At 60.7% G+C, this 15,426-nt stretch carries 12 protein-coding genes; 7 read left to right on the top strand and 5 right to left on the bottom strand.

The features are described 5' to 3' along the window. Window positions 1-5: 5 nt before the first annotated feature. Window positions 6-1,757: a DUF1302 domain-containing protein gene (locus ACSQ17_RS15180; RefSeq protein WP_436069490.1), complete on the bottom strand. Its 1,752-nt coding sequence runs from the start codon at window positions 1,755-1,757 to the stop codon at window positions 6-8. A gap of 567 nt (window positions 1,758-2,324) precedes the next feature. Between ACSQ17_RS15180 and gcvH the strand changes: the two genes are divergently transcribed. From gcvH to gcvT, 4 genes are all read left to right on the top strand, one after another. Further along, window positions 2,325-2,708 (top strand): glycine cleavage system protein GcvH, encoded by a 384-nt coding sequence (gene gcvH / locus ACSQ17_RS15175; protein ID WP_436069489.1) that lies wholly within the window; start codon window positions 2,325-2,327, stop codon window positions 2,706-2,708. A gap of 9 nt (window positions 2,709-2,717) precedes the next feature. Next, window positions 2,718-5,570 (top strand): aminomethyl-transferring glycine dehydrogenase, encoded by a 2,853-nt coding sequence (gene gcvP, locus ACSQ17_RS15170; RefSeq protein ID WP_436069488.1) that lies wholly within the window; start codon window positions 2,718-2,720, stop codon window positions 5,568-5,570. A gap of 324 nt (window positions 5,571-5,894) precedes the next feature. Then, window positions 5,895-7,271 carry an L-serine ammonia-lyase gene (locus ACSQ17_RS15165; RefSeq protein WP_436069487.1) on the top strand — a complete coding sequence of 459 codons (1,377 nt, stop codon included), beginning with the start codon at window positions 5,895-5,897 and terminating at the stop codon, window positions 7,269-7,271. Between the two features lie 69 nt (window positions 7,272-7,340). Then, window positions 7,341-8,465, top strand: a complete 1,125-nt coding sequence (gene gcvT / locus ACSQ17_RS15160; RefSeq protein ID WP_436069486.1) for a glycine cleavage system aminomethyltransferase GcvT — start codon at window positions 7,341-7,343, stop codon at window positions 8,463-8,465. A 41-nt stretch (window positions 8,466-8,506) separates the two neighbouring features. Here gcvT and ACSQ17_RS15155 read toward each other — a convergent pair whose 3' ends face one another. Further along, a complete protein-coding gene (locus tag ACSQ17_RS15155; RefSeq protein ID WP_436069485.1) occupies window positions 8,507-9,643 on the bottom strand; it encodes a M14 family metallopeptidase in 1,137 nt (378 codons plus the stop codon). A gap of 167 nt (window positions 9,644-9,810) precedes the next feature. Between ACSQ17_RS15155 and ACSQ17_RS15150 the strand changes: the two genes are divergently transcribed. Further along, a complete protein-coding gene (locus ACSQ17_RS15150) occupies window positions 9,811-10,335 on the top strand; it encodes a tetratricopeptide repeat protein (RefSeq protein ID WP_436069484.1) in 525 nt (174 codons plus the stop codon). Window positions 10,336-10,341: 6 nt separating this feature from the next. Here ACSQ17_RS15150 and ACSQ17_RS15145 read toward each other — a convergent pair whose 3' ends face one another. Together ACSQ17_RS15145 and ACSQ17_RS15140 are read right to left on the bottom strand one after the other, a co-directional pair. Beyond that, on the bottom strand, window positions 10,342-10,647 hold the full coding sequence (locus tag ACSQ17_RS15145) for a hypothetical protein (RefSeq protein WP_436069483.1): 306 nt from the start codon (window positions 10,645-10,647) through the stop codon (window positions 10,342-10,344). A gap of 70 nt (window positions 10,648-10,717) precedes the next feature. After that, entirely contained in the window at window positions 10,718-11,710 is a 993-nt protein-coding gene (locus ACSQ17_RS15140) for a TerC family protein (protein ID WP_436069482.1), read from the bottom strand. Between the two features lie 124 nt (window positions 11,711-11,834). Here ACSQ17_RS15140 and ACSQ17_RS15135 point away from each other — a divergent pair, with 124 nt between their 5' ends. Continuing rightward, window positions 11,835-12,815 carry an IS5-like element IS1384 family transposase gene (locus tag ACSQ17_RS15135; protein ID WP_010466230.1) on the top strand — a complete coding sequence of 327 codons (981 nt, stop codon included), beginning with the start codon at window positions 11,835-11,837 and terminating at the stop codon, window positions 12,813-12,815. Window positions 12,816-13,652: 837 nt separating this feature from the next. Beyond that, window positions 13,653-13,865 (top strand): hypothetical protein, encoded by a 213-nt coding sequence (locus ACSQ17_RS15130; RefSeq protein WP_233684514.1) that lies wholly within the window; start codon window positions 13,653-13,655, stop codon window positions 13,863-13,865. A gap of 43 nt (window positions 13,866-13,908) precedes the next feature. On the opposite strand, the gene ACSQ17_RS15125 is transcribed toward ACSQ17_RS15130, so the two are convergent. Then, window positions 13,909-15,408: a helicase HerA-like domain-containing protein gene (locus ACSQ17_RS15125; RefSeq protein WP_436069481.1), complete on the bottom strand. Its 1,500-nt coding sequence runs from the start codon at window positions 15,406-15,408 to the stop codon at window positions 13,909-13,911. Window positions 15,409-15,426 lie beyond the last annotated feature (18 nt).

Genomic DNA, 15,426 nt, shown 5'->3' with positions numbered 1-15,426 from the left:
GTTAATCAGAAGTTCACACCAAAGCTCAGGGCAACAAAGTCACGGTCGACGTTGGTGTTGTAATCACCCCCAAAGAAGTCGGTGTAACTGAGGCTGGCGGTATAGGTGTTCTGGTAGTCAGCATTCAGGCCCAGGCTCACCGCCTTGCTGCCCTCGCTGAAGTTGGGGCCATGGCCATCGACGTCATGCGACCAGGCAATGCTTGGCGAGAGGTTGACCCCGGCGAACACGTTGCTGTAGTCGAGACTGGCGCGCATGCGATAGCCCCAGGAGCTGCTGGTGAAGAAACCATCGTCATTACACTGATCCGGATTGGCCGCGTTCACCCCGGCAGTACAGGTCGCATTGGGGTTGAGCTGGCCAATGCCATAGACCGGATCGCGACCGAAACGCAGCTCACCGACATCATCAGTGATACCGCTGATATGGTTGTAACCCACCTCGCCCACCAGGGTCAGGCGACTGGCCCCCAGCACCCGGTCGAAAAACTGCACCGCCGAGATTTGCGCCTGGGTCACCGGCTTGCGTACATAGCCGGCCACTTCCTCACCCACGACATTGCGCCCATGACCACTGGTGAAGACCGGTGAAAACCCCTGACGCAGGGATGCAAAGGTCATGTCCGTGGAGTTGATGCCGATTGGCATGTTTGGCCGGTAACTGAGCTCACCCGACAACGCCGTGCCATCAATATTGGTCTGGAAGCTGATGCCATACAGGCGGATGTCTTCCGGGTACTCCAGGAAGTAGCGGGCAGCCTGCGGCGCCCCGGTGCCGACAATGATGCTGCCGCTCGGGGTACGGCTGTGGTAATTCATCGCGTACAGGCCGAACTCCGTGTCATTCAACGACTCGGCAAACCAGCGCAGCGCAACACCAAACTGACCGCTGTCACGCGCATCACGGTCACCCGCACGCGGAATAAAAACGGGGTTGCCCGGCGCACCGGTGTTATTCGACGCATCTGGCGCAACATCGGCCCCGGCTACCACCAGGCGGTCGTTACAGCCATCGGCGGCCGTGTCGCTGGGCGCGAAGAACGTTCCGCAGTTATCGATAACGGTCTGATCCCATTCCAGCTGGTAGAACGCCTCCATGCTTATGGTGTCGGTCAGGCTCTGCGATACATAGAGCATGTTGACCGGAATCAACCCCTCCTTGATCTCCGCACCCGGCCGGCGGAACGCTGCCGCATCCACGGGGTTGATCGAGTTGATCGAGTTGCCGATAAAGGTGCTCTCACCCCAGCTGACCACTTGCTTGCCGACCCGCACACTGCCCGGCAGGCTGCCCAGGTTGTAGTTGTGGTAGATGAAGGCATCGAGAATTTCCGCACCGGCGGCCTGTGCCGCCGTCTTGCGGTTGTGGTCATCGATGTCATACAGCAGACGGCTTTCGTCCTTGGTCTCGAAGTCGTACCAGTACTTGCCGCGAATAAACACGCCGGTATCGCCGTACTTCAATTCAAGGTCGTGAATACCTTTGAAGATCTTCGAAAAGGTCTCACCTTTCTTGAAGTTCAAGCGGCCGTCATCGTTGGTCTGAGACGATGCCTTGCCACCGTTGCGCGTGCCGATAAAGTCGGGATCGGCACCGCGCACGCTCCAGCTGGCCCCCACAGAAAGCGATGAGTCGAACTGCGCTTCGACCTCACCAATATTGAATGTAATAGCCTGGACAGGCGCGACACAGCCAACAGCAATGGCAATCGCCAAAACGCTGGGCTGGAAGATGGCATGTCTTGTTGTTGTTCTCATGCGGCTCTCCTGGAAAGCGGATTTCGTGTAGAGCCATCACGCTAACCAGCCACAAACCAAGGGATAAGCGCCCGAAAGAGGTATTTGCCCTGTCAGCCGAAAGAGTGAATACACCTCTGCAAAGCCGCTCTACAGCGGGCCCATTGACCTGTTCAATGGCGCTTTATAGGACGGGTGAATAGCCCAGGCGGTTGAGCAGAGGGGATGGCCGCCATTGCCAGAGCAATCCAGCCACCTAACAGCCTCGGCGCTGGCTCAATCACGTACACCACCACGCTTGTATTGATTTAAATACAGCGTAATGAAAGCGACACAAATCATTCAGCCCACGACATTAAAGCCTTTGCGCGGTGCCCTCTGGAGAAACCGCATATACCTGTATCGAAATCGCGACACTCGATGCAGCACTAACTCAGATAAAAATACATAAGTAATTGTTTTTATTGATAAAAATAACAATGGCACTACCCTTGCTATGGTCTTTCCATCTTTAGCGCGTGCCCGGTACGCGCGTCCAGCACATCGCCCCCAGCAGAAAGGGCGAGTCACCATCCTTGAGGAGTACACATGAGCGAGTTGCGTTTTACCGTTGAGCACGAATGGCTGCGTCAGGATGCCGATGGCCTGGTGACTGTGGGCATCACCGCCTATGCCCAGGAAGCCCTGGGTGACGTGGTATTCGTCCAGCTGCCGGAAACCCAAAGCTACGCCGAGGGTGACGAAGTGGCCGTGCTGGAATCGGTAAAAGCCGCGAGCAATATCGCCATGCCGCTGGACGGTGAGGTGGTCGAAGTCAATGGCGAGCTAGAATCCAGCCCTGAGCTGGTCAACGAAGACCCCCTGGGCAAGGGTTGGTTCTTCCGTTTCCGTCCGGCCAATGCCAGCGCGGTAGCCGACCTGCTCGACCAGGCCGCCTACGAGCGCCTGCTCAACGCCAATGCTGACGCCTGAGAGATTGTGATGACCAAGCTGACCACCCAGAACGAATTTATCGCCCGCCATATCGGCCCACGTGACGCCGATACCGCGGCCATGCTCGAACTGCTCGGCTACGCCAGCATCGACGCACTGACCGATAACGTCATCCCTGACAGCATCAAGGGCACCAGCGTGCTGGGTGCTCAGCCGGGCCTGTCGGAAGCCGACGCCCTGGCCAAGATCAAGACCATCGCAGCCAAGAACCAGCAGCTCAAGACCTTTATCGGCCAGGGCTACTACGGCACCCACACGCCGAGCCCGATCCTGCGCAACCTGCTGGAAAACCCGGCCTGGTACACCGCCTACACCCCGTACCAGCCAGAGATTTCCCAGGGTCGCCTGGAATCCTTGCTGAATTTCCAGACCCTGATCAGCGACCTTACTGGTATGCAGATCGCCAACGCTTCCCTGCTGGATGAAGCCACCGCCGCTGCCGAAGCCATGACCTTCTGCAAGCGCCTGTCGAAGAACAAGGCCAGCAACGCCTTCTTCGCCTCCCAGCATTGCCATCCGCAGACCCTCGACGTGCTGCGCACCCGTGCCGAGCCGCTGGGCATTGAAGTGGTAATCGGCGACGAAGCCGCCATCACCGACGCCAGCGCCTACTTCGGTGCGCTGCTGCAATACCCGGCGAGCAATGGCGACATCTTCGACTACCGCGAACTGGTCGAGCGCTTCCACGCCGCCGGTGCCCTGGTCGCCGTCGCCGCCGACCTGCTGGCCCTGACCCTGCTGACCGCGCCGGGCGAATTCGGTGCCGACGTGGCCCTGGGCAGTGCGCAGCGCTTCGGTGTGCCGCTGGGCTTCGGTGGCCCACACGCCGCCTATTTCGCCACCCGCGATGCCTTCAAGCGCGATATGCCGGGCCGTCTGGTCGGCATGTCGATCGACCGCTTCGGCAAGCCGGCCCTGCGCCTGGCCATGCAGACCCGCGAGCAGCATATCCGCCGCGAGAAGGCCACCAGCAACATCTGCACCGCCCAGGTGCTGCTGGCCAATATCGCCAGCATGTACGCCGTGTACCACGGCCCGAAAGGTCTGGTGCAGATCGCCCAGCGCGTGCACCAGTTCACCGCAATTCTGGCCAAGGGCCTGCGTGCTCTGGGTTACAGCGTCGAGCAGGAGTTCTTCTTCGACACCCTGACTCTGGCCACCGGCGGCAAAACCGCTGCCCTGCACGCCGCGGCGCGCAAGGCCGGGATCAACCTGCGCGAAGTCGATGGCGAGCGCCTGGGCCTGTCCCTGGATGAGACCAGCGACCAGGCCGCAGTCGAAGCGCTGCTGGCGGTATTCGCCGAGGGCAAAGCCGTTCCAGCCTTCAACGAGCTGGCTGCCGGCGTAATCGCCAAGCTGCCAAAAGGCCTGCTGCGCGAATCGGAAATCCTCAGCCACCCGGTATTCAATCGCTACCACAGCGAAACCGAGCTGATGCGCTACCTGCGCAAGCTGGCCGACAAGGACCTGGCCCTGGACCGCAGCATGATCCCGCTGGGCTCCTGCACCATGAAGCTCAACGCCGCCAGCGAAATGATCCCGGTGACCTGGGCCGAGTTCGGCAACCTGCACCCCTTCGCCCCGGCCGAACAGAGCCAGGGTTACACCCAGCTGACCACTGAACTGGAAGCCATGCTCTGCGCGGCCACCGGTTACGACGGCATCTCCCTGCAGCCGAACGCCGGTTCCCAGGGCGAGTACGCCGGCCTCTTGGCCATCCGTGCTTACCACCTGAGCCGCGGCGATGATCAGCGCGACATCTGCCTGATCCCGCAATCGGCCCACGGCACCAACCCGGCCACCGCCAGCATGGTTGGCATGCGTGTGGTGGTGACCGCCTGCGACAGCAGCGGCAACGTCGATATCGCCGACCTCAAGGCCAAGGCCGAAGAGCACAAGGATCGCCTCGCCGCGATCATGATCACCTACCCGTCGACCCACGGCGTGTTCGAGGAAGGCATCCGCGAGATCGCCCAGATCGTCCACGACAACGGCGGCCAGGTGTATATCGACGGTGCCAACATGAACGCCATGGTCGGCCTCTGCGCCCCAGGCAAGTTCGGCGGCGACGTCTCCCACCTGAACCTGCACAAGACCTTCTGCATCCCGCACGGTGGTGGCGGCCCGGGCGTCGGCCCGATTGGCGTGAAAGAGCACCTGATTCCGTTCCTGCCCGGCCACGGCCATATGGCCCGTAAAGAAGGTGCGGTGAGCGCCGCGCCGTTCGGCAGCGCCAGCATCCTGCCGATCACCTGGATGTATATCAGCATGATGGGTGGCGAAGGCCTCAAGCGCGCCTCGCAGATGGCCATCCTCAACGCCAACTACATCGCCCGCCGCCTGGAAGAGCACTACCCCGTGCTGTATTCGGGTGCCAACGGCCTGGTGGCGCACGAGTGCATCCTGGACATCCGCCCGATCAAGGACAGCAGCGGCATCAGCGTCGATGACGTGGCCAAGCGCCTGATCGACTTCGGCTTCCACGCCCCGACCATGTCCTTCCCGGTGGCCGGCACCCTGATGATCGAGCCGACCGAGAGCGAATCCAAGGAAGAACTGGACCGCTTCTGCGACGCCATGATCGCCATCCGCAACGAGATTCGTGCGGTGGAAGCTGGCCAGTTGGACGCCAACGACAACCCACTGAAAAACGCCCCACACACCGCCCTGGAACTGACCGGCGAATGGACTCACGGCTACAGCCGCGAGCAGGCTGTGTACCCGGTTGCCAGCCTGATCGAGGCCAAGTACTGGCCGCCGGTCGGCCGCGTGGACAACGTGTTCGGCGACCGCAACCTGATCTGCGCCTGCCCGTCCATCGAGGCGTACCAGGACGCGTGATAACAGCCTGCGGCCCGGAATACCTCCGGGCCGCAGGCTGCTTTCTCCCCAATTTTCGACTCACCTCTACCCGAGGCGGGTTCGCTGCACCTCATATAAAAACCAGAGGGCCTCACCATGTTCAGCAAGCACAGCCATCCGCTAACTGATAGCAGCGTACGAATCGAGCCTGTCCGTGGGCAGGTCGCCGACCTGTGCGCCAGCGTCCCGGTCTACGCTGACTAGGACGGTACGCAGTTTTTGCCACTATCGGCGCGGTTACCCAGCGCGCCGCAGCCAAGCCGCCCCACAAGGGTGGCAGCAAAACACGCAGTCGGAGCAAACATGTCACTGAGCGTTTTTGATCTCTTCAAGATCGGCATCGGCCCGTCCAGCTCGCACACGGTGGGCCCGATGCGCGCCGCCGTGCGCTTTGCCGAAGGCTTGCGCCGCGATGGACTGTTGGCCGCAACCGATGCCGTAAAAGTCGAGCTGTACGGCTCCCTCGGCGCGACCGGCAAGGGCCACGGCAGCGACAAGGCGGTGCTGCTCGGCCTGGAAGGCGAACAGCCGGACACGGTCGACACAGGCAGCGTCGACGCCCGCCTGGCCACCATCCGCAGCAACGGCGAACTCAAGCTGCTCGGCGAAAAGCCCATCCGTTTTATCGAGAAGCAGCACCTGGCGATGATCCGCAAGCCGCTGCCCTTTCACCCCAACGGCATGATCTTTCGCGCCTTCGACGCGGCCGGCTTGCAGATCCGTTCGCGCGAGTATTACTCGGTGGGCGGCGGTTTTGTCGTCGATGAGCAGGCCGCCGGGGCCGACCGTATCGTCGAAGACACGACGGCCCTGCAATACCCCTTTACCACCGGCAAGCAGTTGCTCGCACACTGCGCCGAACACCAGCTGTCGATCAGCCAGGTGATGCTGGCCAACGAAGCCGCCTGGCGCCCAGAAGCGGAAACCCGCGCGCGCCTGCTGCAGATCTGGCAGGTGATGCAGGACTGCGTCGAAGCCGGCTGCCGCAACGAAGGCATCATGCCCGGCGGGCTCAAGGTCAAACGCCGTGCTGCCGCCCTGCACCGCCAACTGTGCAAGAACCCGGAAGCCAACCTGCGCGACGCCCTGAGCGTGCTCGACTGGGTCAACCTCTACGCCCTGGCGGTGAACGAGGAAAACGCCACAGGCGGGCGTGTGGTCACCGCACCCACCAACGGCGCAGCCGGTATCGTGCCGGCGGTGCTGCATTACTACAGTCGTTTTATCCCCGGTGCCAACGACGACGGCGTGGTGCGCTTTCTGCTCACCGCCGCTGCCATCGGCATCCTCTACAAGGAAAACGCCTCGATCTCCGGCGCCGAAGTCGGCTGCCAAGGCGAGGTCGGCGTGGCCTGCTCAATGGCTGCGGGGGCCTTGTGTGAAGTGCTCGGCGGCAGCGTCAACCAGGTGGAGAACGCCGCCGAGATCGGCATGGAACATAACCTTGGCCTGACCTGCGACCCCATCGGCGGTCTGGTGCAAGTGCCTTGCATTGAACGCAACGCCATGGGCTCGGTAAAAGCCATCAACGCCGCACGCATGGCCCTGCGCGGCGACGGCCAGCACTTTGTCTCGCTGGATAAAGTGATCCGCACCATGCGCCAGACGGGTGCTGACATGAACAACAAGTACAAGGAAACCGCTCGCGGCGGCCTGGCCGTGAATATTGTCGAATGCTGATTTGTAGGGTGCGCCGCGCGCACCAAACCCTTGCAACGGTGCGCATGGCGCACCCTACTGGAGAACCGCATGACCACTGAAACCCTGGCGAAAACCCCGCTACACGCCCTGCACCTTGAACTGGGTGCACGCATGGTGCCGTTCGCCGGCTACGACATGCCAGTGCAATACCCGCTGGGCGTGATGAAGGAACACCTGCACACCCGCGACGCCGCCGGCCTGTTCGATGTCTCGCACATGGGTCAGATCGTCTTGCGCGGCGCGAATGCCGCCAAGGCCCTGGAAACCCTGGTACCGGTGGACATCATCGACCTGCCGGTGGGCATGCAGCGTTACGCCATGTTCACCAATGATAACGGCGGCATCCTCGACGACCTGATGGTCGCCAACCTGGGTAATGACACGCTGTTCCTGGTGGTCAACGCCGCCTGCAAGGAGCAGGACCTGGCCCACCTTCAGAAGCACATCGGCAGCCAGTGTGAGATCGAAAGCCTGTTCGAAGCACGCGCACTGTTGGCGCTGCAAGGCCCGAAAGCCGTCGACGTGCTGGCGCGCCTGGCCCCAGAAGTGGCGAAGATGACCTTTATGCAATTCGCCGCGGTGCGCCTGCTCGGCGTCGATTGCTACGTCAGCCGCTCCGGCTACACCGGCGAAGACGGTTTCGAGATTTCGGTGCCGGCCGAACACTGTGAAACCCTGGCGCGCAGCCTGCTGGCTGAACCGGAAGTAGCCGCTATCGGCCTTGGCGCGCGCGACTCACTGCGCCTGGAAGCAGGCCTGTGTCTGTATGGCCACGACATGAGCACCAGCACCACACCAATCGAAGCCAGCCTGCTGTGGGCCATGTCCAAACCACGCCGCGCCGATGGCGCCCGTGCGGGCGGCTTCCCCGGCGCCGAGCGCATCTTCGCCCAGCAGCAAGAAGGTGTAGCAAGCAAGCGCGTCGGCCTGCTGCCGCAGGAACGTGTGCCAGTGCGTGAAGGCGCGGAAATCGTCGATGCCGATGGCACTGTGATCGGCAGCGTATGCAGCGGCGGCTTCGGCCCAACCCTGGCTGCGCCGGTGGCCATGGGTTATCTGCAAAACAGCCATATCGCCCTGGATACCGAAGTATGGGCCGTGGTGCGCGGCAAACGCGTGGCGATGAAAGTGGCCAAGACTCCGTTTGTACCGCAGCGTTATTACCGCGGCTAAAACAGCCCAAACGTAGCCCGGATGCAATCCGGGCTACGGAGTCACTGGTCGCGCAGCTGCCCAACCATGGCGGCTGCCACGCTCAGTACATCCTTACCCAGTTGCATCGAACGTGCACCACTCCAGCCCGTGCTCGGGTCAGGTCGGTCATCGTGGTCCTTGAACGGCATCTCGATGGTGAATGCCAGACAGTCGAACTCCAGCCCCACCGCATTGCAGGCCAGGGTGGTATTGGCCTGGCCGGGTTCGTCACGCGGGTAGCCAAAGACTGTCTGGAACTCGGCCCCGTGCTGCACAAGCAACTGCTTGAACTGCTCTTCCAGTCTTTCCAGGCGTGGGCTGTAGCCGGGGTTACCCTCACAACCAGCGGCGAAGACATGAGGAATTTCCTCGTCGCCATGGATATCCAGAAACAGATCCACACCCACCGCGCGCATCTGTTGCTGGACGAAATACACCTCGGGGCTGTCCGCCTCACTCGCCGACTGCCAGGCACGGTTAAGGTCGCGCCCGGCATAGTTGGTGCGCAGGTGGCCACGGAACGCGCCATCCGGATTCATGTTTGGCACCAGGTACAGATCGGCCTGTTCCAACAGCGCGCTCAGCTCGGCGTCATCAGTCAGTTGCAGGCGCTCGATCAGCCCCTGCATAAACCACTCGGCCATATGCTCGCCTGGATGCTGCTGGGCAATCAGCCAAATCTTGCGCTGCGCCTGAGGGTTGCGACTGATGCGCAGCAACTCGATGGCGCGCCCTTCAATACTGCGCCCCGTGGCAAACAACTCGGCGCCGGCCAAGCGCTGTGCGTCCTCGATCAGCTGGTCATGTCGCGCACGGCTAAAAGGCTCGAAATAGGCAAACCAGACCTGCGCCTGCTGCGTCTCGATGTCGAAATTCAGCGCACCGTCCTCGAAACGACTGGGCACACGGAACCAGTTGACCTGATCATAGGACGCCACGGCGTGATAGCCGCTCCAGGCATTTTTATAGGACGACTGGCCAGCGTTACTCAGGCTGAAGCCGTAACGCTGGCCGGGCTGCAAGCCCTCGACCTTGAAGTGAAACCACTGAAAATGCGCGCTGTTGAGGTCAGGGCGAATGGCCAACAACACCTGTTTTGGGTTACTGGCGTCGATAACCTCGATATTGCCGCTGTCGAAGTTGGAGCTGATCTGCATGGGTGCCTCGCAGGCCGATGGTGGCGACTGGCTGCAAGAATCGCAGCTCTGTGCACACAGGGAAACGCTGCAAGCGACAAACTGATATGAATTGTATCTAGGCGCAACTTGCTGGCGCACAGGCAGTCTGCTGCTAACGACCCACTCAGCACAGGAGAACACCACGCATGGTGCTTCGTTATCTATTCGCAACGCTGCTGTGCAGCGGGCTGTTGCTCGGCGGCTGTGCCAGCACACCACCCTCTCAGCCGCCAGCAACCCAGATCGATACCGGGCAGCACGATGCCGCCGCGGCCCAGGCTGACTTGCAGCGTCAGGCCAACCGTGGCGACCTCGACAGCCAGTTCCAGCTCGGCAGTCTGTATTTCGTCCGCCAGCCCAAAGACCTCAAGCAGGCCGAACACTGGTGGAAACAGGCCGCCGACAAGGGCCACGCCATGGCGGCGGTGAGCCTGGCTTACCTATACACAGGCCGCGACAACCCGCAGTTCAACAACCCGCAGCAGATGCTCAAATACCTGAACCAGTCGGCGGCGGGCGGCAACCCGATGGCTCAGCACATCCTCGGCAACCTCTACCTGGCGGGTGAGCAAGGCGTACCGCGCGATCCACTGCAGGCCAGGGCCTTATTCCAGAGTGCCTGCCAGCAGAACTACGCACCCAGCTGTGAGGCGCTCAGCAAAACACCCTGAGCGGCCTCAGGTTTCTACCGCCGTGCTGTCGACTGGCTCCGCTGACTCGCGGGCCGGCGGCTGCTCTTTCACCGCATCATCCGGCTGCGCGTCTTCGGCAGGCTTGCCCAGCCACTCATTGGTCGACTGCTGAACCTCGTCCACCTGTTTGTTGAGTTGTTGCAAGGTTTCGTCGACCGCTTCGCGGGCTACATCCTGCACCGCCTGTTCCGCCTTCTCGGCGAGTTTCTGCGCCGATTGCTCGGCAGCGTCACAACCGACCAGGCCAACCAGCAGCAGCCCAAGAGCCGTCATTTGCAGCGTTTTGTTCATCATTGTCTCCATTACTCAGTGTTGCCAATTTGATCGGTGGCAGCCGACTGCGGCCGCCACCGGTTTGCATTCAGGCCTGCGGCTCAGCTGGGGCCTGGCCACGGGTTTTCCACAGCGATAGCAGCACACCACCCAACAGCAGACCCAGGGTCACACTCAGGGAAATCACAGCCGGGATCTTGCCGATGATGCCCACCAGGAAGATCTTGCCGCCGATAAACACCAGCACCAGCGCCAGGGCGTACTTGAGGTAGGCGAAACGGTGAATCATCGCTGCCAGGGCAAAATACAAAGCACGCAGGCCCAGGATGGCGAAGATGTTCGAGGTGTAGACGATGAAAGGGTCCTGGGTAATGGCGAAGATCGCCGGCACACTGTCCACCGCGAACACCAGGTCGGCACACTCGATCAGCACAAGGGCCAGGAACAACGGCGTCGCCCAGAGCACGGATTTACCGCTGGCATCCGCCTGACGGACGAAGAAGCGCCCTTCATGCAGGCGATCAGTCACTCGCATGTGTTTACGCAGAAACTTCACCAGCGCGTTTTCGCTGAGGTCAGGATGGGCATCGACCTTGCTGAACAACATCTTCACCCCAGTCAGCAGCAGGAAGATGCCGAACACGTAGAGAATCCAGCTGAACTCGGCGATCAGCGCAGCGCCCAGGCCAATCATGATCGCGCGCAGCACGATCACCCCGAGGATGCCCCAGAACAGCACCTCGTGCTGGTACTTACGCGGGATGGCCAGAAAGCTGAAGATCATCGCCATGAGGAATACGTTGTCCATCGACAACGACTTCTCGATCAGAAAGCCGGTGTAGAAATCCATCCCGGCGTCACCGCCCTTGACCTGCCAGACCCAGAGGCCAAAGAGCAGACCAGCGGTGATGTAGCCAGCGGACAGCAACAGACTTTCGCGAACGCCAATTTCTCGATGCTCACGGTGCAGCACCCCGAGGTCAAAGACCAACAGGCTGATGACGATGCTGATAAAGACGAGCCACAACCAGGTGGCAGTGCCGAGAAATTCGGCCAGGAAGAACGGTTCTAGGGCAGTCATGAGCCCCTCCTCTAAGTGTCGAAGTTGTACAAACTGCAACTCCGACATGGCAGCGGTTAGGGAAACTCTGAAAAAGACTTTCTGATTTGGCAAAATACCGCGACCCCACCCACCGAGTTTCCCGATGAAGCAGATGACCTTCGCCGACGCCGAGTACGCTGGCAAGCGCAAGCAAACCCGCAAGGAGTTGTTCCTGATCGAGATGGATCGGGTGGTGCCGTGGAAGGGCTTGATTGCTTTGATCGAGCCACATTATCCGAAGGGTGAAGGTGGCCGTCCGGCCTACCCGTTGATGGCGATGCTGCGTGTGCATCTGCTGCAGAACTGGTTCGGCTACAGCGATCCAGCGATGGAGGAAGCGCTGTACGAAACCACGATCCTGCGCCAGTTTGCCGGGCTGAACCTGGAGCGCATCCCCGACGAAACCACCATTCTCAACTTCCGCCGCTTGCTGGAGAAACACGAGCTGGCGGCCGGCATCCTCGCTGTCATCAATGGCTATCTGGGCGACCGCGGCCTGTCGCTGCGCCAGGGCACCATCGTCGATGCAACGCTGATCAATGCGCCCAGTTCGACCAAGAACAAGGACGGCAAGCGCGACCCGGAAATGCACCAGACCAAGAAGGGAAACCAGTATTATTTCGGCATGAAGGCCCACATCGGCGCCGATGACGAATCGGGTCTGGTGCACAGCGTAGTGGGCACGGCGGCCAATGTGGCGGATGTCACCCAGGTGGACAAATTGCTGCATGGCGACGAAAACGTGGTCTGCGCCGATGCAGGCTACACCGGTGTCGAAAAGCGGCCCGAGCATGAAGGACGTGAAGTTATCTGGCAGGTGGCGGCACGCCGCAGCACCTACAAAAAACTCGATAAGCGCAGCGTGCTGTACAAAGCCAAGCGCAAGATTGAAAAGGCCAAGGCTCAGGTGCGCGCCAAGGTCGAGCATCCGTTCCGGGTAATCAAGCGCCAGTTCGGTTACACCAAGGTGCGCTTTCGCGGCTTGGCCAAAAACACGGCGCAACTGGTGACACTGTTCGCTCTGTCGAACCTGTGGATGGCGCGCCGACATTTACTGACGAATGCAGGAGAGGTGCGCCTGTAATGCGGGAAATGGCCACCGGAGTGGGGTCCGGGTGGCGAAAACGTAAGAAATACTCGTCGAATTGATTGTTTTTTGATCATTTGGCGAGTTTAAAAGTTGCGCTAGGTGGTATGCCGGGGAAATACATGGCTACTTCAGACCATCCTTAGCTGTCAGAGGGGCCCGGCGTTGCGGGGGCAAATGTAGAGAGACGCATGAATTTCCTCAATCGCGCAGAGGTTGCAAGGTATTTCAAGACCACGGCGGATGTACTCTGTGAACATGCCACCAGTAAATGGCGGCATATACCCCACGCAGGCCAATATGAACCGTAGATAAGCAGGTGCATCAGATTTATTGCCGCCACAACCCCGCATGGCGAAATAAGCCATTACCCGAGCAATTGGTTAATGCCTCACTGCTCAGCCAACATCTAACGCCCGTGTGTATAAGCGTTGCGAAGGCGGGCGATGTATCGAATTAATGCGGCGACCACGCCGCAAATTTGGCGTCAAATTAAATCCATTGAAGACTCATAAAAATCAAATAGATATGCAATGAAACAGAAAAGCCATATCGAATAACGCTGCCTAAGCCGCCTCACAACAACAGCCCTGCGGCGTTATGCCAGTCCTTGGCAGGCTGGACATTTAACCTGGCATCGCCATAATTACCCGGCGCGCACTAAGCAGCCCTTTAAATAACGCGTTGAAGGGTTTATATACGGCGGCAATAGCCCCTGAAACTATTCGCCCTGCCTTAATAAGCTCGCAAATCAAACCTGATTGGCCGCCTCAAATGCTCAGGCACCACCTGACATTCAGCCAACACTTCAGCTTCAAGACCATGGGTAACTACGTGACGAAAGACGAACTGCGCGCTGAACTCGAGCGCCAGGCGCAGCGTTACAAGGATGTTTACGGCGGGGAAGTCATCACCTACGCCGCTCAACCGGACCCCGAGCGCAAGCCGTGGCGCAAGAAGGCCAACCTTCTTGACCAAGCGTTTGAAAAAGAGCTGGAAAAAATCGAAAAGGAACTGCGCAGCAAAGCCGACGAGGCCGCCAGCTGACGCGAGGTTCACAGGCCATCCCCGCACGGGGATGGCCTGGTATTCAACGCCCTTTACCGCCCATCAGCGAACCCAGCAGGCCGCGTACCAACTGCCGGCCGATCTGGTTGGCGGCCTGGCGCATGGCGGTTTTCACCACCTGACTGGCCAAACCGCCGAGCAGTTCGCCCGCCGCACTGCCCAGGCTATTGCCCTCAGCCTTCTTGCTGGTCGCACTGGGCTTGGCCTGTTCGGCCTGCTGCGCAGCAGCCTGCTCGGCGCGGGCCATCAACAATTCATAGGCTGATTCACGGTCGATCGGTTTGTCATAGCGCCCCAGTAGCGGTGATTGGCGGATCAGCGCCGCGCGCTCGGCTTCACTCAGCGGCCCGATCCGCGACTGCGGCGGCGCCACTGCGACTCGCTGCACCATGGCCGGGGTGCCCTTGATTTCCAGCGTACCAACCAGCGCTTCACCAATGCCCAACTCGGTCAGCACTGCCAGGGTGTCGATACTCGGGTTGGGGCGAAAACCATCTGCCACTGCACGCAGCGACTTCTGCTCTTTCGCGGTAAAGGCGCGCAGACCATGCTGAATACGCAGGCCCAACTGGGCCAGCACGGCATCCGGCAGATCGCCCGGCGACTGCGTGACGAAGTAGACACCCACGCCCTTGGAGCGGATCAGACGCACCACCTGCTCCAGGCGCTCCTGCAAGGCCTTGGGCGTATCGGCAAACAGCAAATGCGCCTCATCAAAGAACAGCGCCAACAGCGGTTTGTCGGTATCGCCACGTTCCGGTAACTGCTCGAACAGCTCCGCCAACAGCCAGAGCAGGAAAGTCGCATAAACCTTCGGTGCCTCATGCACCAAACGGCTGGCATCCAGCAGATGAATACGCCCGCGCCCGTCTCGATCAGGATGCAGAATATCTTCCAGTTGCAGTGCCGGCTCGCCAAACAGCGCCTCGGCCCCCTGCTGCTCCAGCCCGGCCAGCTTGCGCAGCAGGGCCTGCGAAGATGTCGAAGTAAACAGCGCGCTGTCTTCACCGAGCACTTCAGGGTGGTTTTTCAGGTGGGCGAGCAACGCCTTGAGGTCTTTCAGATCAAGCAGCAACAAACCCTCGCGATCCGCCACCTTGAACGCCGCATACAGCGCCGCCTGTTGGCTGTCGGTCAACTCCAGCAGCGCGCCCAGCAGCAATGGGCCCATCTCGCTCAGCGTGGTACGCAGCGGATGGCCACTCTTGCCGTGCACATCCCACAGGGTGACCGGGTAAGCGCACGGCTGGTGGTTGAGCCAGGGCATGCTGGCGATCCGCTCGGCCACTTTGCCTTGCGGTGCACCGGCGGCCCCCAGACCACAGAGATCGCCTTTGACATCAGCGGCAAACACCGCCACACCGGCATCGCTGAAGGTTTCAATCAAGCGCTGCAAGGTCACGGTTTTACCGGTGCCCGTTGCACCGGCAATCAGCCCGTGGCGGTTCGCCAGGCGCAGCGGCTGCCCCACCGGCAGGCCCTGTGGATCGGCCCCCACAACAAACGGGTCGAGTTCTGCCATCTTGTTATCTCCGTGGTT

Source organism: Pseudomonas sp. LjRoot71, from assembly GCF_964253255.1.
Taxonomy (GTDB): Bacteria; Pseudomonadota; Gammaproteobacteria; order Pseudomonadales; family Pseudomonadaceae; genus Aquipseudomonas.
The sequence above is the reverse complement of the archived record's forward strand: the minus strand, read 5'-3'. Positions and strand labels throughout refer to the sequence as shown.

What these genes read in the sequence shown, in the direction of transcription:
- gcvH (WP_436069489.1), top strand. Translation starts at nt 2,325, where the DNA reads ATGAGCGAGTTGCGTTTTACCGTTGAGCACGAATGGCTGCGTCAGGAT.
- gcvP (WP_436069488.1), top strand. Translation starts at nt 2,718, where the DNA reads ATGACCAAGCTGACCACCCAGAACGAATTTATCGCCCGCCATATCGGC.
- ACSQ17_RS15180 (WP_436069490.1), bottom strand. Translation starts at nt 1,757, where the DNA reads ATGAGAACAACAACAAGACATGCCATCTTCCAGCCCAGCGTTTTGGCG.
- ACSQ17_RS15150 (WP_436069484.1), top strand. Translation starts at nt 9,811, where the DNA reads ATGGTGCTTCGTTATCTATTCGCAACGCTGCTGTGCAGCGGGCTGTTG.
- ACSQ17_RS15155 (WP_436069485.1), bottom strand. Translation starts at nt 9,643, where the DNA reads ATGCAGATCAGCTCCAACTTCGACAGCGGCAATATCGAGGTTATCGAC.
- ACSQ17_RS15165 (WP_436069487.1), top strand. Translation starts at nt 5,895, where the DNA reads ATGTCACTGAGCGTTTTTGATCTCTTCAAGATCGGCATCGGCCCGTCC.
- ACSQ17_RS15125 (WP_436069481.1), bottom strand. Translation starts at nt 15,408, where the DNA reads ATGGCAGAACTCGACCCGTTTGTTGTGGGGGCCGATCCACAGGGCCTG.
- ACSQ17_RS15140 (WP_436069482.1), bottom strand. Translation starts at nt 11,710, where the DNA reads ATGACTGCCCTAGAACCGTTCTTCCTGGCCGAATTTCTCGGCACTGCC.
- gcvT (WP_436069486.1), top strand. Translation starts at nt 7,341, where the DNA reads ATGACCACTGAAACCCTGGCGAAAACCCCGCTACACGCCCTGCACCTT.
- ACSQ17_RS15135 (WP_010466230.1), top strand. Translation starts at nt 11,835, where the DNA reads ATGAAGCAGATGACCTTCGCCGACGCCGAGTACGCTGGCAAGCGCAAG.
- ACSQ17_RS15145 (WP_436069483.1), bottom strand. Translation starts at nt 10,647, where the DNA reads ATGAACAAAACGCTGCAAATGACGGCTCTTGGGCTGCTGCTGGTTGGC.